Below are 21,633 nucleotides of genomic sequence, written 5' to 3'. Positions count from 1 at the left end.
AGTGGCCGATCGACGGGTCGGCCGCAACAAAATCCGGATTCTGCTGAACGTCCATTCTTCGCAATCCAGAACGAGGGGTTCAGAAATGAACGTCAAGTCTCGCGCTCAGGTCGGCGCCGCTTTCGGTGTCGCGGCTCTCGGTCTCGGCATCCTGGCCGCTCCGGCCTCGGCCGACCCGGGCTCGACCAGTGACTACCGTCAGCTCGCCGGTGTGGGTTCGGACACCACTCAGTACGTCATGAACGGCCTGGGCGACGTCATCACGAACGCCAACGGCAGCGTCATCGCGTCGTACGACGCGACGCCCATCAACACCACCATCACCACCAAGGACCCGGCGACCAAGCCGAACTGCACGATCAACCGCCCGAACGGCTCCTCGGCCGGCATCACGGCGCTGAACAACGACATCACCGCCGCCACCGGCTGCCTCGACTTCGCCCGCTCCTCGCGCGGCCCGGCCGACACCAGCACCGCCGACCTCACCTTCATCCCGTACGCCAAGGACGGCGTCACCTACGCCACCGACCTGGGCAGCACGGTCCCGACCAACCTGACGAAGACGCAGCTGGCGTCCATCTACACCAACTGCACGTACACCGACGCCTCGAACAACGTCATCACCGTGCAGCCGCTGCTGCCGCAGACCGGTTCGGGCACCCGGACCTTCTGGCTGTCGGCCATCGGCATCAGCGAGTCCCAGGTCGGCGCCTGCGTCACCCAGGGCATCCAGGAGCACGACGGCACGGCGATCACCAGCGGCACCCAGCTGATGCCGTACTCGATCGCCCAGTGGATCGCCCAGGGCAAGGGCTACGCGGACGTCCCGAACCGTCGCGGCGAGTCCCGGCTGCGCGGCATCAACGGCACGACCCCGACCACCGGCTCGGGCGCCACGATCGCGCTGAACACGCTCTTCGACGCCGGCTTCCTGCGTGACGTCTACAACGTCGTCCAGAGCACCCGGCTCGGCGAGGCGGTCATCGCGGACACCTTCGTGGGCTCCGCCTCCAAGGTCTGCGCCAACCCCACCACGATCACCAACTACGGCTTCGGCACCGTGGCCAACTGCGGCGCCACGACGCTCACGGGCGAGCGCTGACCCGTGATCGTCCGCTGAATCCCGCGCAACGGCCGGGCACCGTCAGGTGCCCGGCTCCGCGCGCTGTCCCTGTACACCCGTCAACCGACCCCGGGGGGCAACGAAATGACAGTGCTCCATTCCTTCCGAAGAACGGCCGCCGCCCTGGCCGCCTGCGCCCTGCTCGCCCTGGGCCTGGTGACCCTGGCCGTGTCCCAGTCGCCGCCCGCCCGGGCCGCCTCCGTCGGCGAGTTCACCCTGACCCCCGCCAGTGGCAGCCTGACCGCCGCGCAGCCCATCGCCGGCTCCCTCTCGATACCCGGCCGGTGCCCCGACGCGGAACCCGAGGAGGGCTTCAACTACTTCAGCGTCCTCAGGCTGTACGTGGTCAAGGCCGACAAGACCGAGGCCACCGCGCTGAACGGGATCACCCACAAGGGCCCCTACACCGCGGCCACCACCTCGGCGATCTCACTGGCCCGCGCGGACAACCCGGGGCTGGCGGTCGAGAGCCTCGCGAGCGCCATCACCGGCGACGGCACCTACGAACTGCGGCTGCGCTGCGTGGACAACTTCGACTGGGCCAAGGCGCCCGAGGCGATCGTCCCGGGCGACCCCTTCTGGTCCCAGAAGATCACCGTGTCCGGTGACAACTGGGTGGTCGGCGAGGGCGCGACGGCCACCAGCCTCAGCCTGGACGCCGTGCCCGGCGACGCCGAGCCCGGAGCCGCCGTCAAGCTCACCGCGACCGTCGCACCGGCCGCGGCCACCGGCACCGTCACCTTCCTGGAGGGCACCGCCACCCTGGGCACGGGCACGGTCACCGCGGGCAAGGCCGAGTTCAGCACCACGACCCTGACCCAGGGGCGGCACGACATCACGGCCCGCTTCACCCCCGCGTCCACCGCCGAGTGGGGTGCCTCGGAGGCGGCCGCCAAGACCGTGCTCGTGTACCCCGCGGACTACGAGATCCGCGACGCCACGGACACCCGGCTGGCCGCCGAACCCCAGCTGCAGCGCGGCCAGAAGGTCAAGCTGATCGTCCGCGGCTGCACAGCCGGCACGGCGTACACGATGACGATGAGCGGCAACGACACCGTCTTCCCCGCCGCCACCGCCGACGCGAGCGGAGTGGCGACCTGGTCGGCCCTCACCGTTCCCGCCGACGCCAAGGCCGGCCGGGCGTCCTGGACGTTCACCGCGACCGGCAAGAACTGCAAGGTCAACGGCGGCACCGGCGCGGAGTTCAGCACCGCGGCCTTCACCCTGCCCGAGCCGTCCGCGTCCCCGACGCCGACCACCACGGACGACCCGACGGGCGACCCCAGCGACGACCCGACGGGCGATCCCACGACCGACCCCACCGACGACCCGACCGGCGACACCTCCGGCACGACCTCCGGGACCACCGGCGGTGGCTCCGGCGGGACCTCGACGACCGGCGGCGGCCTCGCCTCCACCGGCAGCGAGATCGCGCTGTTCTCCGGCGTCGGCGCGCTCGTCCTGTTCACGGCAGGCGTCCTGTTCATCCGCTTCGGCCGCCGCAACGGGCTGCTGACCTTCGGCGACCCGCGCTCATAACGGCGAGGGAGCACGGGCGGCGGGCTCCCGGCCCGCCGCCCGCGCCTGTCGTCTCTCCACCACACACCACTTCACAGGAGCGCTGTCCGTGACCGTGCTGTCCCCGCCCCCGCCGGCCGAGGCGACGCCGGCGCCGGCGCCTTCGCCCGAGCCCGATCCGGCGCCCGCCTCCCGGCCGCCCCGGGGCGAGCGCGCCGGCCTCGCCTTCGCCGGCGCCGCGCTGTGCGTGCTCGCCGCCCTGCTGCTCGGCTTCGCGGCCAACCTGACCATCGTCGGCCACCTCCAGCACGCCCGCGACCAGCAGACCGCCTACGACGAGCTGCGCCGCCAACTCGCCCTCGGCATCGCGCCGGTGGGACAGCGGACGTACGAGGGCGACATGGTGACGCCGGGCGCGCCCGTGGCCCTGCTGCGGATCCCGGCGCTGGGCCTGAAGGAGGTCGTCGCCGAGGGCACCGCCTCCGGGGTGCTGATGTCCGGCCCCGGCCACCGCCGGGACACCCCGCTGCCCGGACAGGCCGGCACCAGCGTGATCATGGGCCGCCAGTGGGGGTACGGCAGCCCGTTCAACGACATCCACCAGCTGCCGGTCGGCGCCGAGATCCGGGTGACGACCGGTCAGGGCACCGCCGTCTACACCGTCTCCGGCGTCCGCCGCCAGGGCGACCCGCTGCCGCCCGCGCTCCGCCAGGGCCAGGGGCGGCTGATGCTCATCACCGCCGCCGGCGGCCCCTACACCCCCTCCGGCACGGTCCTCGTCGACGCGACCCTGACGAGCGCGGCGCAGCCCGCCCCGCCCCGCCCGCTCACCCTCGGCTGGCTCGACGAGTCCGAGAAGGCGCTGGGCAGCGAGAAGGCCGCCTGGCTCCCGGTGTTCCTCTGGTCGCAGGCGCTGCTGCTCGCCGCCCTGCTCACCATGGCCGCCTACCGCGTGTGGGGCCGCTGGCAGACCTGGATCGTCGCCGTGCCCGTCCTGGCCGCCCTGGGCCTCGCGGTCTCCGGCGCCGCCACCCGACTGCTGCCCAACCTGCTCTGATCGACGAGGAGTTCACCCGACATGTCCGAGACGCCCGACACGCTCGTCGACGAAATCCCGGGCCCCACGCTCAAGTTGGAGAGCGTCCGACCGGGCGAGCCGGCCCGCACCCGCGCGGGCGGCGGCAACCCGGCCACCCTGGAGGCCGACTCCATCTCGGCCTGGTTCGGCGACCACAAGGTCCTGGAACAGGTCTCGCTCACCATGCCCGCCCGCAAGGTCACCGCGCTGATCGGCCCGTCCGGCTGCGGCAAGTCCACCTTCCTGCGGATCCTCAACCGCATGCACGAGCTGATCGGCTCCGCCTCCCTCGCGGGCCGGGTGCTGCTCGACGGCGACGACATCTACGACCGCGGGCGGCGCATCACCCACGCCCGCCGGGAGATCGGCATGGTGTTCCAGAAGCCGAACCCCTTCCCGGCGATGTCGATCTACGAGAACGTCACCGCCGGTCTCAAGCTGGGCGGCATCAAGGCCGGCCGCGACGCCAAGGACACGCTCGTCGAGGAGTGCCTGACGAAGGCGGGCCTGTGGAAGGAGGTCCGCGACCGCCTGCGCCAGCCCGGCGGCGCACTCTCGGGAGGCCAGCAGCAGCGCCTGTGCATCGCGCGCTCGCTGGCCGTGCGCCCGAGGGTCCTGCTCATGGACGAGCCGTGCTCGGCGCTCGACCCGACCTCGACGCGGCGCATCGAGGAGACGATCCACGAGCTCGCCGAAGAGGTGACGATCGTGATCGTCACCCACAACATGCAGCAGGCGGCCCGGGTCTCCGACAGTTGCGCGTTCTTCCTCGCCGAGCAGGGCACCCCCGGCGCGATCGTCGAACACGGCCCCACGAACGCCATGTTCGACAGCCCGCAGGACCCGCGCACCTCGGACTACGTCAACGGCCGCTTCGGCTAGGCGGCCGCAAGCGCACGGACTCAGATGCCCGCGGCCGCCGACAGGTCCCGCTTGATCGCCGCGAGGAGGACGTCGGCGGCGGCGCGGGCCTCGGGCAGACCCGAGTGCCCGGCCACCGGCACCACGACCTCCAGATAGCACTTCAGCTTCGGCTCGGTGCCGCTGGGCCGGACGATCACCCGCGCGCCGTCGAGGGTGTAGCGCAGGCCGTCGGTGGGCGGGAGCGTCTCGGTGCCCCGGGTGAGGTCCTCGGCGCGGGTGACGGCGAGCCCCGCGAGGGAGGCGGGCGGCTGCTCGCGCAGTCGTCGCATGGCGTCGGCGATGACCGACAGGTCCTCCACCCGCACCGAGAGCTGGTCGGTGGCGTGCAGCCCGTGCTCCACGGCGAGGTCGTCGAGCAGGTCGAGGAGGGTGCGGCCCGCCTCCTTGAGCTCGGAGGCCAGCTCCGTGATGAGCAGCGCGGCGGTGATCCCGTCCTTGTCGCGGACGCCCTCGGGGTCCACGCAGTAGCCGAGGGCCTCCTCGTAGCCGTAGCGCAGGCCGTCCACGCGGGCGATCCACTTGAAGCCGGTGAGGGTCTCCTCGTAGGGCAGCCCGGCCTTCTCGGCGATCCGGCCGAGGAGCGAGGACGAGACGATCGACTCGGCGAGCACGCCGGTGGCCCCGCGCCGCACGAGGTGGGCGGCGAGCAGCGAGCCGACCTCGTCCCCGCGCAGCATCCGCCAGTCCTCGCCGTCCGGGACGGCCACGGCGCAGCGGTCGGCGTCCGGGTCGTTGGCGATGATCAGGTCGGGTCCGCTGTCGCGGGCCGTCGCGAAGGCCAGGTCCATGGCCCCCGGCTCCTCCGGGTTGGGGAAGGAGACGGTCGGGAAGTCCGGGTCGGGCTCGGCCTGCTCGGCGACGAGGACCGGCGCCGGGAAGCCCGCGCGGGCGAAGGCGGCGAGCAGGACGTCCTTGCCGACGCCGTGCATCGCCGTGTAGACGGTCCGGGCGGTGCGGGGCGAGCCCGGGGCGAGGACGGCGTCCGTGCGGGCCAGATAGGCGTCGAGGACGGCGTCGTCGAGGATCTCCCAGCCGCCGTCCGGGCGCGGCACGTCGGCCAGGGAGCGGACGGCGTCGATCTCGGCCGCGATCTCGGCGTCGGCGGGCGGCACGATCTGCGAACCGTCGCCCAGGTACACCTTGTAGCCGTTGTCGCGCGGCGGGTTGTGGCTGGCGGTGACCTCGACCCCCGCGACCGCGCCGAGGTGCCTTATGGCGTACGCCAGGACGGGGGTCGGCAGCGGGCGCGGCAGCACGGCGGCCCGCAGCCCGGCGCCCGTCATCACGGCGGCGGTGTCGCGGGCGAAGTCGGCGGACTTGTGACGGGCGTCGTAGCCGATCACGACGAGCCCGCCGCGCTGCCCCGTGGCGTCCAGGTACGCGGCGAGACCGGCGGCCGCGCGGATGACGACGGAACGGTTCATCCGCATCGGCCCGGCGCCCAGCTCGCCCCGCAGCCCGGCGGTGCCGAACTGCAGCGTGCCGCTGAACCGCCCGGCGAGTTCGGCGACGTCTCCGGCGGCCAGCAGCTCGGCGAGTTCCTCGCGGGTCTCCGGGTCGGGGTCCTCGGCGAGCCAGGTCTGGGCCCGGGCGATGAGATCGTCGTGCACGGTCGGTCAACCTTCTCTTGGGCGGCTGCTCTGTCGGCGCCGGTCGGCATCATCCAGCCTGTCCGGCGTTTGAGGACGAGGCCCGTTCAGGGCCGAAGCGGGGGCCTGGGGGCGGCAGCCCCCGGACACCGGCGGAACCGATGCCTACAGCCTTCCCAGCACCTGGGTCAGCAGCGACCCCATCCGGGTCGCCGAGTCACGCCCGGCCTGGAGAACCTCTTCGTGGTTCAGCGGCTCACCCGTCATACCGGCGGCGAGGTTGGTGACGAGGGAGATGCCGAGGACCTCGGCGCCCGCCTCCCGCGCCGCGATCGCTTCGAGCACCGTGGACATGCCCACCAGGTCCGCCCCGATGACCCGGGCCATCCGGATCTCGGCGGGAGTCTCGTAGTGCGGGCCGGGGAACTGGGCGTAGACGCCCTCCTCCAGCGTGTCGTCGATCTCCTTGCACAGCGCGCGCAGCCGCGGCGAGTACAGGTCCGTGAGGTCGACGAAGTTCGCGCCGACGATCGGGGACGTCGCCGTGAGGTTGATGTGGTCGCTGATCAGGACCGGCTGGCCGGGGCGCATGCCCTCGCGCAGGCCGCCGCAGCCGTTGGTCAGCACGATCGTCTTGCAGCCGGCCGCCACCGCCGTACGGACCCCGTGCGCGACGGCGGCCACACCACGGCCCTCGTAGTAGTGCGTGCGGCCCAGGAAGACCAGGGCCCGCTTCTCGCCGATCTGGTACGAGCGGACCTTGCCGCCGTGCCCCTCCACCGCCGGCGGCGGGAAACCGGGCAGCTCGGTGACCTGGAACTCGGCGTCGGGAGCGCCGAGGGCGTCCACGGCCGGCGCCCAGCCGGAGCCCATCACGAGGGCGACGTCGTGGGTCTCGGCGCCGGTCAGTTCGCGCAGGCGCGCGGCCGCGGCGTCGGCGGCGGCGTGGGGGTCGCCCTGGATGTCGTCCGGGAGAAGAGATGCGTTCACGCGACTGAGGGTAGCCGGTTCCGGCCTACGCGCGTAGATGACAGAGCCCACCGGAAGGCGATCGTTGTCTTGTCGTTTCCAACGAGGGCCGGGGCCGTCACTCGCCGGTGACGTAGATGTCCTTGTCGTTGAAGACCATGACGACGAAGATCAACAGCCGCCCCACACTGACCGTGTACTCGATGAGGATGTTCTGCGTCAGCCGGATCGTCCGGTCGTCGCCCGTGGAGCTTATGGGCCGGGACAACTCGGGAAAGGGATCGGCGGTGAGCATGGTGATGCCCTTGTCGAACGCGGCGCGTTGCTGTGCGTCGAGCTCGTCGCGTGCCACCGCTGCCTGCTCGGTGTAGTAGACCGTGTAGGCGGTCCTGCCGGTCATCCTGTCCTCCCGGTGGTCAGTCGATCCGGGACCGATTCTATGGGCGGGTGTCCTCAGCAGGGTCGTTTCCGCAGCTCCATCACGTAATCGTGGGGCGCACCCGCGGATTCCGCCGCGTCGGCGATCTCGCCGAGGTAGCGGGCCGAGGGCAGGCCGCCCTCGTAGCCGTCGAGGACGTACATCCAGGCGGACTCCGTCCCGTCCAGCGTGTGGACCTGGACCCGGGCGCGGCGGTAGATGCCCAGGCCGACGCCCTCCCAGCGGTCCAGCGAGTCCTCGTCCATGGGGGCGACGTCGTACAGCGCGACGAAGACCTGCGCGGCGGGGTCCTCCACGACCATGGCCAGCGCACCCTCCCAGCCCAGCTGCTCCCCGCCGAACGTGAGCCGCCACCCGTTCAGCCAGCCGGTGGCGCGCAGCGGCGAGTGGGGAGCACGGCGGGTCATCAGCCGCGCGTCGAGGTTGCCGGCGTACGCGGCGTAGAGCGACATGTAGAGGAGAGTACGGCAGCCCGCGCACGCGTCACTCCCGTAACAGTGCGGCCTCGCCCCGCCCCCGGGGCGGTATCACCGTCGGCCGTGCGGGAGAATGGGGCATGTGACTCGGATCGTGATCATCGGTGGCGGACCCGGCGGCTATGAGGCGGCCCTGGTGGCCGCGCAGCTCGGCGCGGAGGTGACCGTCGTCGACTGCGACGGTCTGGGCGGGGCGTCGGTGCTGACCGACTGCGTGCCGTCGAAGACTCTTATCGCCACGGCAGAGGTGATGACCACCTTCGACTCGTCGTACGAGGAACTGGGCATCATCGTCGCCGACGACACCCCGCCGCTGGAGCAGACGGCCCGGGTCGTCGGGGTGGACCTCGGCAAGGTCAACCGACGGGTGAAGCGCCTCGCGCTCGCCCAGTCCCACGACATCACCGCCTCCGTCACCCGGGCCGGCGCCCGGGTGCTGCGCGGCCGCGGCCGGCTCGAGGGCATGCAGGCCCTGGACGGCTCCCGCAAGGTCGTGGTCACGGCCGCCGACGGCACCGAGGAGACCCTCGTCGCCGACGCGGTCCTGCTCGCCACCGGCGCCCACCCGCGCGAGCTGCCGGACGCCCAGCCCGACGGCGAGCGCATCCTGAACTGGACCCAGGTCTACGACCTCGCCGAGCTCCCCGAGGAGCTCATCGTGGTCGGCTCCGGTGTGACCGGCGCGGAGTTCGCCGGCGCCTACCAGGCCCTCGGCTCCAAGGTCACCCTCGTGTCGTCCCGCGACCGCGTGCTGCCCGGCGAGGACCCGGACGCCGCCGCCGTCCTGGAGGACGTCTTCCGCCGCCGCGGCATGAACGTCATGGCCCGCTCGCGCGCCGAGTCCGCCAAGCGGGTCGGCGACCGGGTCGAGGTGACGCTGTCCGACGGCCGGGTCATCTCCGGCTCGCACTGCCTGATGGCGGTCGGCGCCATCCCCAACAGCGAGGGGATGGGGCTGGAGGAGGCGGGCGTCCGGGTCCGCGAGTCCGGCCACATCTGGACCGACAAGGTCTCCCGCACCACCGCCCCCGGCGTCTACGCGGCCGGTGACGTGACGGGCGTCTTCGCCCTGGCCTCCGTCGCCGCCATGCAGGGCCGGATCGCCATGTACCACTTCCTCGGCGACGCGGTGGCCCCGCTCAACCTGAAGACCGTCTCCTCGAACGTCTTCACCGACCCCGAGATCGCCACCGTCGGCTACACCCAGGCCGACGTCGACGGCGGCAAGATCGACGCACGGGCCGTCAAGCTGCCGCTGCTGCGCAACCCGCGCGCCAAGATGCAGGGCATCCGCGACGGCTTCGTCAAGATCTTCTGCCGGCCCGGCACGGGCATCGTCGTCGGCGGTGTGGTCGTGTCGCCGCGCGCCTCGGAACTCATCCACCCCATCTCGATCGCCGTCGACAACAATCTGACGGTCGAACAGATCGCGAACGCGTTCACCGTGTACCCGTCCCTTTCGGGGTCGATCGCGGAGGTCGCGCGTCAGCTGCACACGCGCAAGGCGGCGGGCGAGGCCTGACGGCCCGGCGCAGAACCGTTTCGACTCCCCGTCGGGCGCGGGGAGTTGACGGACGGTTGACGGCGGGTCGCGGACGAGTTGACGGCACGTCATCTTCGGAAGCGGGCCCTATACCACCTCCCGTCCCCCTGTGCGAACAACTTCTACTATTCGGCGCAAAGAGCTGAAAGCAGACGGTCGTCCGCGTTACTGTCAGTTTCGTGTTCGCTGCAGAACGTCGTCAATTGATCCTCGAAATGGTGCGAGCGAACGGGGCCGTGTCGCTCCGTGAACTCGCCCGCGTCGTCCAGACCTCCGAAGTGACCGTGCGGCGGGACGTGCGCGCACTGGAGGCAGAAGGACTCCTCGACCGCCGGCATGGCGGTGCGGTATTGCCGGGCGGGTTCACGCGAGAGTCCGGCTTTCCGCAGAAATCCCATCTCGCGACCGCCGAAAAAACCGCCATCGCGGACCTCGCCGCCAACTTCGTCGAAGAGGGCGAGGCCATTGTGGTCGGGGCGGGAACCACCACCCAGGAGCTGGCCCGCCGGCTCGCCCGGGTGCCCGGACTGACCGTCGTCACCAATTCCCTTCTGGTGGCCCAGGCATTGGCCCATGCAAACCGGGTCGAGGTCGTGATGACCGGCGGCACCCTGCGCGGTTCCAACTACGCCCTCGTCGGAAGCGGCGCCGAGCAGTCCCTGCAGGGGCTCAGAGTGTCGCGGGCCTTCCTCTCCGGGAGCGGACTGACGGCCGAGCGCGGGCTGTCCACGTCCAACATGCTGTCGGCGTCCGTGGACCGGGCGCTGGTGCAGGCGGCTGCCGAGGTCGTCGTCCTCGCCGACCACACCAAGCTCGGCACCGACACCATGTTCCAGACCGTGCCCACGGATCTCATCACCCGTCTGGTGACCGACGAGCCGCCCGCGCACGACGACCGCGCCGCCACCGAACTGCAGGCCCTGGCCGACCAGGGGGTGCAGATCGCCGTGGCCGGGGCGGCGGGAAGCCAGGGGGGTGAAGCGGTCCCGGCGCGCCACCAGCAACAGCAGCGTCGGGACGTACCGCTGCCGGCTCCGCGCCGGGGGCAGCTGCCGGGCGCGGGCGCGGGCGCGCTGCGCGCGGCTTCGGGGCTGGGTGAGGCTGCTCCTGGCGGGGAGCGGGCGCGGGTCGCGGACCTGCGCCGTCGTTGACGCGCGGGTCCACGGCTCCTGGGGGCTGCCGCCCCCAGACCCCCGCTTCGGCCCTGAAACGGGCCTTGTCCTCAAACGCCGGACGGGCTGAAATGCCATCGCCGGGCGGGCTGGGAAGCAGACGCCCGGCAGGCTGAAAGGCAGGTGCCCGGTCGGCTGATGGGGGAATGCGGCGAGGCGCCCGGGGTTGCCGGGCGCCTCGACTTGGTTGATCTCGGGGTCAGTCCTTGATCTCGCAGATCGTTGCGCCCGATGTGATGGACGCGCCGACCTCGGCCGCGAGGCCCTTGACGGTGCCGGAGCGGTGCGCGTTCAGCGGCTGCTCCATCTTCATCGCTTCGAGGACGACGATCAGGTCGCCCTCCTTGACCTCCTGGCCCTCCTCGACGGCGATCTTGACGATCGTGCCCTGCATCGGGGAGGCGAGGGTGTCGCCGGAGGCCATGGGGCCGGACTTCTTGGCCGCGCGGCGCTTGGGCTTGGCGCCCGCCGCGAGGCCGGTGCGGGCCAGGGACATGCCGAGCGAGACCGGGAGGGAGACCTCCAGACGCTTGCCGCCGACCTCGACGACGATCGTCTCGCGGTCGGTGTCGTCCTCGGTCTCGGCGTCCGTGGGGGCGGCGAAGGCCGGGATCTCGTTGACGAACTCGGTCTCGATCCAGCGGGTGTGGACCGTGAACGGGCCCGCGGAGCCGGTGAGCTCGGGGGCGAACGCCGGGTCGGTGACGACCGCGCGGTGGAAGGGGATGGCGGTGGCCATGCCCTCGACCTGGAACTCGGCCAGCGCGCGGGCGGCCCGCTGGAGCGCCTGCTGCCGGGTGGCGCCGGTGACGATCAGCTTGGCCAGCAGGGAGTCCCACGCGGGGCCGATGACCGACCCGGACTCGACGCCCGCGTCCAGGCGGACGCCGGGGCCGGTGGGCGGGGCGAACGTGGTCACCGTGCCGGGGGCGGGCAGGAAGCCGCGGCCGGGGTCCTCGCCGTTGATGCGGAACTCGATGGAGTGGCCGCGCAGGACCGGGTCGCCGTAGCCGAGGGCCTCGCCGTCGGCGATGCGGAACATCTCGCGCACGAGGTCGATGCCGGCGACCTCCTCGGTGACCGGGTGCTCGACCTGGAGCCGGGTGTTGACCTCCAGGAAGGAGATCGTGCCGTCCACGCCGACGAGGAACTCCACCGTGCCGGCGCCGACGTAGCCGGCCTCCTTCAGGATGGCCTTGGAGGAGGAGTACAGCTCGGCGACCTGGGCCTCGGACAGGAACGGCGCCGGGGCCTCCTCGACCAGCTTCTGGTGGCGGCGCTGGAGGGAGCAGTCACGGGTGGAGACGACGACCACGTTGCCGTGGGAGTCGGCCAGGCACTGGGTCTCCACGTGGCGGGGCTTGTCGAGGTAGCGCTCGACGAAGCACTCGCCGCGCCCGAACGCGGCCACGGCCTCGCGCACCGCGGACTCGTACAGCTCGGGGACCTCTTCGAGGGTGCGGGCGACCTTGAGACCGCGGCCGCCGCCGCCGAAGGCGGCCTTGATCGCGATCGGCAGCCCGTGCTCCTCGGCGAAGGCGACGACCTCGTCGGCTCCGGAGACCGGGTCGGGGGTGCCGGCGACCAGCGGCGCGCCGGCCCGCTGGGCGATGTGCCGGGCGGCGACCTTGTCACCGAGGTCGCGGATGGCCTGCGGGGGCGGGCCGATCCAGATCAGGTCGGCGTCCAGGACGGCCTGGGCGAAGTCGGCGTTCTCCGAGAGGAAGCCGTAGCCGGGATGGACGGCGTCGGCGCCGGACTCCCGCGCCGCGTTCAGCACCTTCTCGATGTCGAGATAGCTGGTCGCCGGAGTGTCACCGCCCAGGGCGAACGCCTCGTCCGCCGCCCGGACGTGCAGAGCGTCCCGGTCGGGCTCGGCGTACACGGCCACGCTCGCGATACCGGCATCCCGGCACGCCCGGGCCACGCGGACAGCGATTTCGCCACGGTTGGCGATGAGCACCTTGCGCACGATTTTGGCTCCCTCCTTGAAACAAGCCGAGTTTAGGGACTGCCGACACGACTCATCGACCCGTCCCCAAAGGTGAGCTTGCCCACACGGAGCGTGATGCCAGGCTCACTCGACACCGAAATCCCTTGTAGTACCGCCGTACGCAGCACTCCTGCGGGAAACCCTAGCCCTCTCATGTGGTCAAGGTCTCTGTGAGAGCGTGCTGCGGCCCACTCCGTTTCTTTGTGGAGTCCCTACGAATGGCCCAACGATTCTTTGCCGCCCGCAGAACCCTTGTCCCGCGGTTTACCCGTTAGTAGCGTTCAGGATGCTGACTCGAGCCAGGATCGAAAGTGGGTGGGGACCGGTGGTTCGCAGACCGGTGGCGTGGATCGTGGCGGTCGTGCTCTTCGCCGAGGCGCTCGGCATCGCCGCGCTGAACTGGTTCATGGGCATCGTGGTGGACCGGCAGGACATGTCCCTGGCGGGCATGGACCCGGGCGTGATGTCGACGTCCTCGAAGGTCGGCGGGATCGTCTTCGGCCTCTACTTCGCCCTGTGCGGCGTGGTCGCCCTGCTGGTGGCCCTGCGCGACCGCGCGCCCGCCGGGCTCGGCAGGGTCCTGCTGATCAGCGTGGCGGTGGTCCACGGGCTGCTGGGCGCCCTCGCGTGGGGGCTGCTGGGCGTGCCGCAGTTCGTGTTCATGGTGGTCGTGCTCACCCTGATCGTGCTGCTCCTGATGACCTACGACGCCCAGGCGCAGCCCGCCGCCCCCGCCCCGACCCCGGAACCCGAGGACGGCAGGGGCGACGGCGGCGGCTCGCCCGTCATCCCTCCGCCGGCGCCCACAACTCCGTGATGCCGACGCCCAGTTGCGCCAGCAGCCGGCGCACGAGGGGCAGGCTGATGCCGATGACGTTGCCGTGGTCGCCGTCGATGCCGTCGATGAACGGGGCCGAGCGGCCGTCCAGGGTGAACGCCCCCGCCACGTAGAGGGGTTCGCCCGAGGCGACGTACGCGGCGATCTCGTCGTCCGTCGGCTCGCCGAAGCGCACGACGGTGGAGGCGACGGCGGAGGTGTAGCGCCCGCTGAGGGTGTCGTAGAGGCAGTGGCCGGTCTGGAGCGTCCCGGCCCGCCCGCGCATCGCCTTCCACCTCGCGGTGGCCTCCTCGGCGTCCGCGGGCTTGCCCAGCGCCTCGCCGTCCAGATCGAGCACCGAGTCGCAGCCGATCACCAGGGCGCCCTTGACCTCCGGCTTCGCGGCCACGACGGAGGCCTTCGCCTCGGCGAGCGCGAGCGCCAGCTCGGCGGGGGTGGGGGCGGTGACGGCGTCCTCGTCGACCCCGCTCACGATCACCTCGGGGACGAGGCCCGCCTGCCGCAGCAGGTTCAGTCGGGCGGGGGACTGGGAGGCGAGGACGAGTCTGCGCATGGGCTCAGGGTAGTGCGACCGCAGGCCCCTCACCTGACGCCCAGGACGATCATCGCCACGACCATGGCCACCGCCAGGAAGAAGCCGAGCCGTCTCAGGGTCTCCTGCATGTCGCGGAGTTCCTTGGGGGGCTCGTTCTCGGGGTCGGACCACAGCATTCCACCAGCGTGGGGCTTGGGCAGCGCCGGGTGCCTGAGTAGGGGTACTCAAATCGGCACCCGGGGTTCCTCCCCTGTGCGCGGTTCCCCGCGCCCCTTTAGCCGGGCCAGTAGGTGCGGGTCCAGGACGCCTCGCCGGGGTGCGGGAGGCGTTGGGCTGCGATGCGGGACGGGTCGGACCATGCGTCCCTCGGGGGTTCCGCGCCGGGCGGCGTGGCCGATGCCGCCGCGGCGCGGGCTCGGACGACCGCCAGGGCGGCGGCGAGCTCCTCGGGGGTCGGGTTGCCCCGTACGACCTTGATCGTCACAGCGGCTCCTTAGAGGGGGATGTTGCCGTGCTTCTTGGGGGGCAGGGACTCCCGCTTGGTGCGCAGCTGGCGCAGGCCGCGGACGATGTGCCGGCGGGTGTCGGACGGCATGATCACCGAGTCGACGTAGCCGCGCTCGGCCGCGATGTAGGGGTTGAGGAGGGTGTCCTCGTACTCGCGGATCAGACGGGCGCGCACGGCCTCCAGGTCCTCGCCGTTCGCCGTCGCCTCGGCGATGGTGCGGCGGTGCAGGATGTTGACCGCGCCCTGGGCGCCCATGACGGCGATCTGGGCGGTCGGCCAGGCCAGGTTGAGGTCGGCGCCCAGGTGCTTGGAGCCCATGACGTCGTACGCGCCGCCGAAGGCCTTGCGGGTGATCACCGTGATGAGCGGGACCGTGGCCTCGGCGTAGGCGTAGATGAGCTTGGCGCCGCGGCGGATGATGCCGTCGTGCTCCTGGTCGACGCCGGGCAGGAAGCCGGGGACGTCCACGAAGGTGAGCACGGGGATGTTGAAGGCGTCGCAGGTGCGCACGAAGCGGGCCGCCTTCTCGGAGGCGGTGATGTCCAGACAGCCGGCGAACTGCATCGGCTGGTTGGCGACGATGCCGACCGGGCGGCCCTCGACGCGGCCGTAGCCGGTGAGGATGTTCGGCGCGAACAGGGCCTGCGTCTCGAAGAACTCGGCGTCGTCCAGGACGTGCTCGATCACCGTGTGCATGTCGTACGGCTGGTTGGCGCTGTCCGGGACGATCCGGTCCAGCTCCAGGTCCTCGTCGGTGACCGCGAGGTCCGCCTCCTCCGGGAACGCCGGGGGCTCGGAGAGGTTGTTGGACGGCAGGTACGACAGCAGCTGCTTGACGTACTCGACGGCGTCCTTCTCGTCGCCGGCCATGTGGTGCGCCACGCCGGAGACGGAGTTGTGGGTGCGGGCGCCGCCGAGCTCCTCGAAGCCGACGTCCTCGCCGGTGACCGTCTTGATGACGTCCGGGCCGGTGATGAACATGTGCGAGGTCTGGTCGACCATCACCGTGAAGTCGGTGATCGCGGGGGAGTACACCGCGCCGCCCGCGCAGGGGCCGACGACCAGGCTGATCTGCGGGATGACGCCGCTCGCGTGGGTGTTGCGGCGGAAGATCTCGCCGTACGCGCCGAGCGAGGCCACGCCCTCCTGGATGCGGGCGCCGCCGGAGTCGTTGATGCCGATGACCGGGCAGCCGGTCTTCAGCGCGAAGTCCATGACCTTGACGATCTTCTGGCCGTAGACCTCGCCGAGCGCGCCGCCGAAGACCGTGAAGTCCTGGGAGAACACGGCGACCGGGCGGCCGTCGACGGTGCCGTAGCCGGTGACGACGCCGTCGCCGTAGGGGCGGTTGTGCTCCAGACCGAAGTTGGTGGAGCGGTGCCGGGCGAACTCGTCCAACTCGACGAAGGAGCCCTCGTCGAGGAGGAGGTCGATGCGCTCACGGGCCGTCAACTTGCCCTTGGCGTGCTGTTTCTCGACGGCGCGTTCCGAACCGGCGTGCGTCGCTTCGTCGATGCGGCGCTGGAGATCCGCGAGCTTGCCCGCGGTCGTGTGGATGTCGATCCCTGGGATCTCGTGGCGCTCTTCCGGCTCGGACATCGGGATTCGGCTCCCTGCCTGCTCAAAAGGGGGGACGGTTACTCATCCGTAGAGTAGTGGGGGCCCTACCGATCGGCAGTGCGGCGTTGAACACACCTAGGGTGGCTTGCATGACACCGCGAGATGCAGCAGACGCAGGCGGCAGCCGGTGGTCCGATCTGGACCGTCCGCCCCTCAACGCCCCGACCCTGCGCCGGGCGCTGGTGCGGGAGGGCGGGCTGTGGTCACAGGTGGATGTGGTGCAGCGGACCGGGTCCACCAACTCCGACCTCGTGGCGGCGGCGAGCGCGGGCAGGGCGGGCGAGGGCGCGGTCCTCGTCGCCGAGGAACAGACCGCGGGCCGGGGCCGCCTGGACCGGCAGTGGACGGCGCCGCCACGCTCCGGGCTGTTCTTCTCCGTGCTGCTCACCCCGAGCGAGGTGCCGGTCGCCCGTTGGGGCTGGCTGCCGCTGCTCACCGGGGTCGCCGTGGCGACGGGCCTGTCCCGGGCGGCGGGCGTCGACACGGCACTCAAGTGGCCCAACGACCTCCTGGTGACCGTCGGGGGCGAGGAACGCAAGGCCGGCGGCATCCTCGCGGAGCGTGCCGGGGAGGACGCGGTGGTCGTCGGCGTCGGCGTCAACGTCTCGCTGCGCGCGGACGAACTCCCGGTGCCGCAGGCGGGTTCGCTCGCCCTGGCCGGCGCGGTGGCCACGGACCGCGACCCGCTGCTGCGCGGCGTCCTGCGGTCGCTGGAGGAGTGGTACGGGCGCTGGCGGACCGCCGGCGGCGACCCCGTGGCGAGCGGTCTGCAGGAGACGTACGCGGCCGGGTGCGCCACGCTGGGACGAACGGTACGGGCCGAGCTGCCGGGGAACCGGTCCCTGGTGGGAGAGGCGGTGGCGGTGGACGGCGACGGCAGACTCGTGATCGCTACGGAGGAAGGCGTGCAGCAGCCGGTGGGCGCGGGTGACATCGTGCATCTGCGGCCGGCCTGAGGCTGCAGGAAGCCGCATCTTTTCCGCATTTTCCCCGGTCGGTCCCCGTCTGACAGGAACGCCGGGCAACATGTTCCCGGCCGGCACCGAACGGAGTGAGCTGGCGCACACCTGCCGTAGAGTTGAGGCCGGTCGATACCTGACCGCGGAAGATCGGAAGGGCAGCAGGCGTGACCGTCGACGACACGGGCTCCGGCGCGGGCGCGGACGGCCGGGTAAACCTGCCGGCCGCTGAACCCGGCGAACCGGGCGACCCCGGAGAGGACCCGCATCCTCTCGCGCTGCGCCTCGAACAGCTCATCCTCGGCGCCGAGCGGCGCTACACCCCCTTTCAGGCCGCCCGCAGCGCCGGCGTCTCCATGGAGCTGGCCTCGCGGTTCTGGCGGGCCATGGGCTTCGCCGACATCGGACAGGCCAGGGCGCTCACCGAGGCCGACGTCCTCGCCCTGCGGCGGCTGGCCGGTCTCGTCGAGGCGGGCCTGCTGAGCGAGGCGATGGCCGTGCAGGTGGCGCGGTCCACCGGGCAGACCACCGCCCGACTGGCGGAATGGCAGATCGACTCCTTCCTGGAGGGTCTGACCGAGCCGCCCGAGCCGGGCATGACCCGCACCGAGGTCACGTACCCGATCGTCGAGCTGCTCCTGCCCGAGCTGGAGGAGTTCCTCGTCTATGTCTGGCGCCGGCAGCTCGCCGCGTCCGCCGGGCGGGTCGTGCAGGCCGCGGACGACGAGGAGATGGTCGACCGTCGGCTCGCCGTCTGCTTCGCCGATCTCGTCGGCTTCACCCGGCTGACCCGGCGGATGGAGGAGGAGGAACTCGGCGAGCTGGTCGAGGCCTTCGAGACCACCTCCGCCGACCTGGTCGCCGCCCGCGGCGGACGGCTGATCAAGACCCTCGGCGACGAGGTGCTGTACGCCGCCGACGACGCGGGCACCGCCGCCGACATCGCGCTGCTGCTGGTCGAGACGATGAGCAACGACGAGACGATGCCCGAGCTGCGCGTCGGCATGGCCTTCGGCACGGTCACCACACGGATGGGCGATGTCTTCGGCACGACCGTCAACCTGGCCTCGCGGCTGACGTCGATAGCTCCTCGGGACGCCGTCCTCGTCGACAGTGCCTTCGCCGAGGAGCTGATCCGCACCGGCGACGCCCCGGCCTCGGAGGCGGAGGCCGCGGAGGAGGCGGCCGCCGCCGAGAAGGAGGGCGAGGAGCCGCCCACGTACCGCTTCGCACTGCAGCCGATGTGGCAGCGCCCGGTGCGCGGCCTGGGAGTGGTCGAACCCTGGCTCCTCACCCGTCGCCACACCGTGGACTAGCGCGTCACCAGCGGGTCCACGCAGAGGCCGATGATCGGGACGCAGACGGTCGGCCGGTGTGGGGTCTCGGGGTTCTCGGGCTGGGGTGCGGGCGCCGGGGCGGCGGTGGTCGGGGCCGGCTGCGGGGGTTGCGGAGCCTTCGTCGCCGCGGCGGCGGGTGGCGGGGCGTGCGGTGCGGGCGTCGCCGCGGGGGCGGCCGGGGTGTAGGTGGCGCCCGGGGTGAGGGCGACGGACGTCGGGGAGCCGGGGGCGCCCGGGAGGAGACCGGGCCCGGGTGTCGGGCCGGCGCTCGCCCCGCCCATGGCGCTGGGCGCGGTGGGACTGACCGCGACGATGTCCTCCGCGTCGGCCGAGCGGCCGGTGCCCCGGTCCGCCTCCGTGTCCGGGTCGCCGCCGATGTCGTCCGCCGTGCTCGCGACCGGGTCGGGCTGCGGCTCGGCCTCGACCGTGCCGAGACCGCCGGCGCCGCCCGGATCGGGGGTCAGCCGGACGAGGCTCAGCACCCCGGCCGCCAGCGCGAGGCCGCCCGCGGCGAACAGCACCTTGCGGGGGCGGGGGCGGCGATGCCGGCCCCGGGCGCGCGGGGCCCACGGCCGGTCGGCCTCCACCGGTCCCGCCACGTCCTGAGCCGCCGTGTCGTCGTGCCCGGTCCGGGTGCTCGTCATCGTTTCCCTTCCCGATGCGGTCGCGCCCCCGATGCGCCGGGGCGGACGCACGTTATGCGCTCCCGTGAGCGGTGCGGGGGGAGTTGGGCGGGATGTCACTCGAACGGGTGGGCGGGGCTGTTTTCGGGGACCGGTTCGCTCTTTCGCTCGCGCGCCCCGGCTGGGATGATCGGACGGCAGTTGTTAACCGTCGTTAACCGGAGGGTGTCGTGAGCGGAGTCGGCGAAGAGCGGTTCGGGGAGTTCGTGCTGGTGCGGCGGCACGGGGACGGCGGGCACGTCGCGGAGCTGGCCCTGGACCGGCCGAAGGCCATGAACGCCGTCTCCACCGACATGGCCCGGTCGATCGCCGGGGCGTGCGCGGCGCTGGGCGAGGACCGGGACGTCCGGGTGGTCGTGCTGACCTCGACGCACGAGCGGGCGTTCTGCGTCGGCGCCGACCTGAAGGAGCGGAACTCCTTCAGCGACGCCGAACTGCTGCGGCAGCGGCCGCTCGCGCGCGGGGCGTACACCGGGGTGCTGGAGCTGGCGGTGCCCACGGTCGCGGCGGTGCACGGGTTCGCGCTGGGCGGCGGGTTCGAGCTGGCGCTGGCCTGCGATCTGATCGTGGCGGACGGCACGGCCGTGGTGGGGCTGCCCGAGGTGTCGGTGGGCGTGATCCCCGGCGGCGGCGGGACACAGCTGCTGCCGCGCCGGGTGGGGGCGGCCCGGGCGGCCGAGTTGATCTTCACGGCCCGTCGGGTGGAGGCGGCCGAGGCGCGGGAGCTGGGGCTGGTGGACGTCCTGGTGGAGGAGGGGCGGGACCGGGCGGAGGCGCTGGCGCTGGCCGCGCGGATCGGCGGCAACTCGCCGGTGGGGCTGCGGGCGGCCAAGCGGGCGCTGCGGCTGGGGCAGGGCCTCGACCTGCGGGCCGGGCTCGAGGTCGAGGACGCCGCGTGGCGGTCGGTGGCCTTCTCGGGGGACCGGGCGGAGGGGGTGGCCGCGTTCAACGAGAAGCGGAAGCCGCAGTGGCCGGGGGAGTGAGTGTGACCGGGGGGCGAGTGTGACCGGGGAGTGAGCGTGACCGGGGGGTGAGTCGTGCGCGGAGAGTCACCCGTCACTCTAAGTGGCTCTTCGCATCCCCTTTCGGGCTGAATGTCCCTAGCCTGGGGATATGGGTGAGGACAGACGCCTGGTGGCCGTGGTGGCGCTCGCGCAGGGGATGGCGGCCGCGCACACCCCCCGCGAGTCGTGGCGCGCGGCCGCGCTCGGCGCCTGCCGTGCGCTGGCCGGGAGCTTCGCCGCGCTCTCGGTGTGGGAGCGTGACCTCGGGCGGCTGCGCGTCCTGGTGAACGTGGGGGACCGGGCCGCCGACGAGGACGAGTTCCCGGAGGCCGAGGCCTACCCCGTGCACCAGTTCCCCGAGATCACCGAGTTCCTGCACGAGCGCTGGGCGTCCGGCGGCGAGCCCAACGCCTGGGTGGAGACCGCCCACGGGCTCGCCGCCGGGCGCCCCGGCTACTGCCAGCAGCGGGTCGCCGCGCTGCGCCGCCGGGGCCGCGGCTCCTGTGTGGTCGCGCCGATCGTGCTGCACGGCCGGGCCTGGGGTGAGCTGTATGTCGCGCGCTCGGCCGGCACGCCCGTCTTCGACCGGGCCGACGCCGACTTCGCCACCGTCCTCGCCGCGGTCGTCGCCGCCGGGCTCGCCCAGACCGAGCGGCTGGAGGAGGCCCGCCGGCTCGCCTTCACCGACGCTCTCACCGGCCTGGCCAACCGCCGGGCCGTCGACGTACGGCTGGAGGAGGCGGTGGAGCGGCACCGTGCGCAGGGGGTCGTCGTCAGCCTCGTCGTGTGCGACCTCAACGGGCTGAAGCGGGTCAACGACACCCTCGGGCACGCCGTCGGGGACCGGCTCCTGGAGCGGTTCGGATCGGTGCTGTCGCTGTGCGGGGCCATGCTGCCCGGCGCGCTGGCCGCGCGGCTCGGCGGGGACGAGTTCTGCCTGCTGGCGGTCGGGCCGCCCGCCGACGACGTCGTCAAGGTCGCCGACGACCTCTGCCGCCGGGCCGGCGAGCTGGAGCTCGGCGAGGGCGTCGCCTGCGGGGTCGCCTCCACCGAGGACCCCATCGGGCCCGTGCGCTCCGCCCGCCGGCTGTTCCGGCTGGCCGACGCCGCCCAGTACCGGGCCAAGGCCGTACGGGCCGCCCGGCCGGTGGTCGCCGGACGGCAGGGTCCCGACGACCCGGTCGTACGCCTCGCCGACGAGCCTCCCGGCGAGCGGGCGACGACCGGCGAGCGGAGACGGTTCCGGGGGCGGCCGTGACCAATTCGGTAAGGGGCGAACGGGCACCCCACTCGTGACATCCTCGTCTTCACTGCGTACGCTCCTG

21 protein-coding genes are annotated in these 21,633 nt (G+C 72.4%); 11 read left to right on the top strand and 10 right to left on the bottom strand.

Annotation, left to right across the window (positions count from 1 at the left end; genetic code table 11):
* The first annotated feature begins 85 nt into the window (after positions 1 to 85).
* From ACWD4O_RS04920 to ACWD4O_RS04905, 4 genes are all read left to right on the top strand, one after another.
* Positions 86 to 1,102: a hypothetical protein gene (locus ACWD4O_RS04920; protein WP_451277461.1), complete on the top strand. Its 1,017-nt coding sequence runs from the start codon at positions 86 to 88 to the stop codon at positions 1,100 to 1,102.
* 105 nt (positions 1,103 to 1,207) lie between these two features.
* Positions 1,208 to 2,662, top strand: a complete 1,455-nt coding sequence (locus ACWD4O_RS04915; protein ID WP_451277459.1) for an Ig-like domain-containing protein — start codon at positions 1,208 to 1,210, stop codon at positions 2,660 to 2,662.
* An 88-nt stretch (positions 2,663 to 2,750) separates the two neighbouring features.
* On the top strand, positions 2,751 to 3,698 hold the full coding sequence (locus ACWD4O_RS04910; RefSeq protein WP_451277457.1) for a sortase: 948 nt from the start codon (positions 2,751 to 2,753) through the stop codon (positions 3,696 to 3,698).
* A gap of 21 nt (positions 3,699 to 3,719) precedes the next feature.
* Entirely contained in the window at positions 3,720 to 4,601 is an 882-nt protein-coding gene (locus tag ACWD4O_RS04905; RefSeq protein ID WP_451277455.1) for a phosphate ABC transporter ATP-binding protein, read from the top strand.
* Positions 4,602 to 4,621: 20 nt separating this feature from the next.
* Here the strand turns inward: ACWD4O_RS04905 and ACWD4O_RS04900 are convergent, their stop codons facing one another.
* The 4 genes from ACWD4O_RS04900 to ACWD4O_RS04885 form a co-directional block, all read right to left on the bottom strand.
* Complete coding sequence (locus ACWD4O_RS04900; protein ID WP_451277453.1) at positions 4,622 to 6,253, bottom strand: phospho-sugar mutase; 1,632 nt, start codon at positions 6,251 to 6,253, stop codon at positions 4,622 to 4,624.
* A gap of 144 nt (positions 6,254 to 6,397) precedes the next feature.
* Positions 6,398 to 7,222 (bottom strand): purine-nucleoside phosphorylase, encoded by an 825-nt coding sequence (locus tag ACWD4O_RS04895; protein WP_450950853.1) that lies wholly within the window; start codon positions 7,220 to 7,222, stop codon positions 6,398 to 6,400.
* A gap of 97 nt (positions 7,223 to 7,319) precedes the next feature.
* Positions 7,320 to 7,601: a type II toxin-antitoxin system RelE family toxin gene (locus ACWD4O_RS04890; protein WP_451277451.1), complete on the bottom strand. Its 282-nt coding sequence runs from the start codon at positions 7,599 to 7,601 to the stop codon at positions 7,320 to 7,322.
* 53 nt (positions 7,602 to 7,654) lie between these two features.
* Positions 7,655 to 8,092, bottom strand: coding sequence for a gamma-glutamylcyclotransferase (locus ACWD4O_RS04885; protein ID WP_351908833.1), 438 nt, complete (start codon positions 8,090 to 8,092; stop codon positions 7,655 to 7,657).
* Between the two features lie 97 nt (positions 8,093 to 8,189).
* Between ACWD4O_RS04885 and ACWD4O_RS04880 the strand changes: the two genes are divergently transcribed.
* Both ACWD4O_RS04880 and ACWD4O_RS04875 read left to right on the top strand, forming a co-directional pair.
* Positions 8,190 to 9,638 carry an NAD(P)H-quinone dehydrogenase gene (locus ACWD4O_RS04880; RefSeq protein ID WP_451277448.1) on the top strand — a complete coding sequence of 483 codons (1,449 nt, stop codon included), beginning with the start codon at positions 8,190 to 8,192 and terminating at the stop codon, positions 9,636 to 9,638.
* Between the two features lie 200 nt (positions 9,639 to 9,838).
* On the top strand, positions 9,839 to 10,810 hold the full coding sequence (locus ACWD4O_RS04875; protein ID WP_451277446.1) for a DeoR/GlpR family DNA-binding transcription regulator: 972 nt from the start codon (positions 9,839 to 9,841) through the stop codon (positions 10,808 to 10,810).
* A gap of 220 nt (positions 10,811 to 11,030) precedes the next feature.
* On the opposite strand, the gene ACWD4O_RS04870 is transcribed toward ACWD4O_RS04875, so the two are convergent.
* On the bottom strand, positions 11,031 to 12,803 hold the full coding sequence (locus ACWD4O_RS04870; RefSeq protein ID WP_451277444.1) for an acetyl/propionyl/methylcrotonyl-CoA carboxylase subunit alpha: 1,773 nt from the start codon (positions 12,801 to 12,803) through the stop codon (positions 11,031 to 11,033).
* Positions 12,804 to 13,110: 307 nt separating this feature from the next.
* On the opposite strand from ACWD4O_RS04870, the gene ACWD4O_RS04865 reads away from it, so the two are divergent.
* On the top strand, positions 13,111 to 13,641 hold the full coding sequence (locus ACWD4O_RS04865) for a hypothetical protein (RefSeq protein ID WP_451277440.1): 531 nt from the start codon (positions 13,111 to 13,113) through the stop codon (positions 13,639 to 13,641).
* Here ACWD4O_RS04865 and ACWD4O_RS04860 read toward each other — a convergent pair.
* The 4 genes from ACWD4O_RS04860 to ACWD4O_RS04845 form a co-directional block, all read right to left on the bottom strand.
* Positions 13,610 to 14,215, bottom strand: a complete 606-nt coding sequence (locus tag ACWD4O_RS04860; protein WP_451277438.1) for a Maf family protein — start codon at positions 14,213 to 14,215, stop codon at positions 13,610 to 13,612. The two genes, ACWD4O_RS04865 and ACWD4O_RS04860, sit on opposite strands and share 32 nt — an antisense overlap.
* Positions 14,216 to 14,244: 29 nt before the next feature.
* Positions 14,245 to 14,373 carry a morphogenic membrane protein MmpB gene (gene mmpB, locus ACWD4O_RS04855; RefSeq protein WP_451277436.1) on the bottom strand — a complete coding sequence of 43 codons (129 nt, stop codon included), beginning with the start codon at positions 14,371 to 14,373 and terminating at the stop codon, positions 14,245 to 14,247.
* 98 nt (positions 14,374 to 14,471) lie between these two features.
* A complete protein-coding gene (locus tag ACWD4O_RS04850) occupies positions 14,472 to 14,681 on the bottom strand; it encodes an acyl-CoA carboxylase epsilon subunit (RefSeq protein WP_451277434.1) in 210 nt (69 codons plus the stop codon).
* A 9-nt stretch (positions 14,682 to 14,690) separates the two neighbouring features.
* Entirely contained in the window at positions 14,691 to 16,304 is a 1,614-nt protein-coding gene (locus ACWD4O_RS04845; protein ID WP_451277432.1) for an acyl-CoA carboxylase subunit beta, read from the bottom strand.
* Positions 16,305 to 16,414: 110 nt separating this feature from the next.
* Between ACWD4O_RS04845 and ACWD4O_RS04840 the strand changes: the two genes are divergently transcribed.
* Together ACWD4O_RS04840 and ACWD4O_RS04835 are read left to right on the top strand one after the other, a co-directional pair.
* Complete coding sequence (locus tag ACWD4O_RS04840) at positions 16,415 to 17,281, top strand: biotin--[acetyl-CoA-carboxylase] ligase (protein ID WP_451277430.1); 867 nt, start codon at positions 16,415 to 16,417, stop codon at positions 17,279 to 17,281.
* A 170-nt stretch (positions 17,282 to 17,451) separates the two neighbouring features.
* Positions 17,452 to 18,600: an adenylate/guanylate cyclase domain-containing protein gene (locus tag ACWD4O_RS04835; protein ID WP_451277428.1), complete on the top strand. Its 1,149-nt coding sequence runs from the start codon at positions 17,452 to 17,454 to the stop codon at positions 18,598 to 18,600.
* On the opposite strand, the gene ACWD4O_RS04830 is transcribed toward ACWD4O_RS04835, so the two are convergent.
* On the bottom strand, positions 18,597 to 19,265 hold the full coding sequence (locus tag ACWD4O_RS04830; protein ID WP_451277426.1) for a hypothetical protein: 669 nt from the start codon (positions 19,263 to 19,265) through the stop codon (positions 18,597 to 18,599). The genes ACWD4O_RS04835 and ACWD4O_RS04830 overlap by 4 nt on opposite strands.
* Before the next feature lie 209 nt (positions 19,266 to 19,474).
* Between ACWD4O_RS04830 and ACWD4O_RS04825 the strand changes: the two genes are divergently transcribed.
* Positions 19,475 to 20,287, top strand: coding sequence for an enoyl-CoA hydratase/isomerase family protein (locus ACWD4O_RS04825; RefSeq protein ID WP_450948106.1), 813 nt, complete (start codon positions 19,475 to 19,477; stop codon positions 20,285 to 20,287).
* 130 nt (positions 20,288 to 20,417) lie between these two features.
* On the top strand, positions 20,418 to 21,566 hold the full coding sequence (locus tag ACWD4O_RS04820; RefSeq protein WP_451277424.1) for a diguanylate cyclase domain-containing protein: 1,149 nt from the start codon (positions 20,418 to 20,420) through the stop codon (positions 21,564 to 21,566).
* Positions 21,567 to 21,633: the final 67 nt, after the last annotated feature.

This window comes from Streptomyces sp. NPDC002623, assembly GCF_053592635.1.
Note: the sequence above shows the minus strand (reverse complement) of the source record. Positions and strands in the feature narration are given on the sequence as shown.

Bases quoted from the DNA above. Each gene is read 5' to 3' on its own strand.
- ACWD4O_RS04920 (WP_451277461.1), top strand. From the start codon at position 86: ATGAACGTCAAGTCTCGCGCTCAGGTCGGCGCCGCTTTCGGTGTCGCG.
- ACWD4O_RS04915 (WP_451277459.1), top strand. From the start codon at position 1,208: ATGACAGTGCTCCATTCCTTCCGAAGAACGGCCGCCGCCCTGGCCGCC.
- ACWD4O_RS04905 (WP_451277455.1), top strand. From the start codon at position 3,720: ATGTCCGAGACGCCCGACACGCTCGTCGACGAAATCCCGGGCCCCACG.
- ACWD4O_RS04890 (WP_451277451.1), bottom strand. From the start codon at position 7,601: ATGACCGGCAGGACCGCCTACACGGTCTACTACACCGAGCAGGCAGCG.
- ACWD4O_RS04885 (WP_351908833.1), bottom strand. From the start codon at position 8,092: ATGTCGCTCTACGCCGCGTACGCCGGCAACCTCGACGCGCGGCTGATG.
- ACWD4O_RS04880 (WP_451277448.1), top strand. From the start codon at position 8,190: ATGGGGCATGTGACTCGGATCGTGATCATCGGTGGCGGACCCGGCGGC.
- ACWD4O_RS04865 (WP_451277440.1), top strand. From the start codon at position 13,111: ATGCTGACTCGAGCCAGGATCGAAAGTGGGTGGGGACCGGTGGTTCGC.
- ACWD4O_RS04860 (WP_451277438.1), bottom strand. From the start codon at position 14,215: ATGCGCAGACTCGTCCTCGCCTCCCAGTCCCCCGCCCGACTGAACCTG.
- mmpB (WP_451277436.1), bottom strand. From the start codon at position 14,373: ATGCTGTGGTCCGACCCCGAGAACGAGCCCCCCAAGGAACTCCGCGAC.
- ACWD4O_RS04845 (WP_451277432.1), bottom strand. From the start codon at position 16,304: ATGTCCGAGCCGGAAGAGCGCCACGAGATCCCAGGGATCGACATCCAC.
- ACWD4O_RS04840 (WP_451277430.1), top strand. From the start codon at position 16,415: ATGACACCGCGAGATGCAGCAGACGCAGGCGGCAGCCGGTGGTCCGAT.
- ACWD4O_RS04830 (WP_451277426.1), bottom strand. From the start codon at position 19,265: ATGACGAGCACCCGGACCGGGCACGACGACACGGCGGCTCAGGACGTG.
- ACWD4O_RS04820 (WP_451277424.1), top strand. From the start codon at position 20,418: ATGGGTGAGGACAGACGCCTGGTGGCCGTGGTGGCGCTCGCGCAGGGG.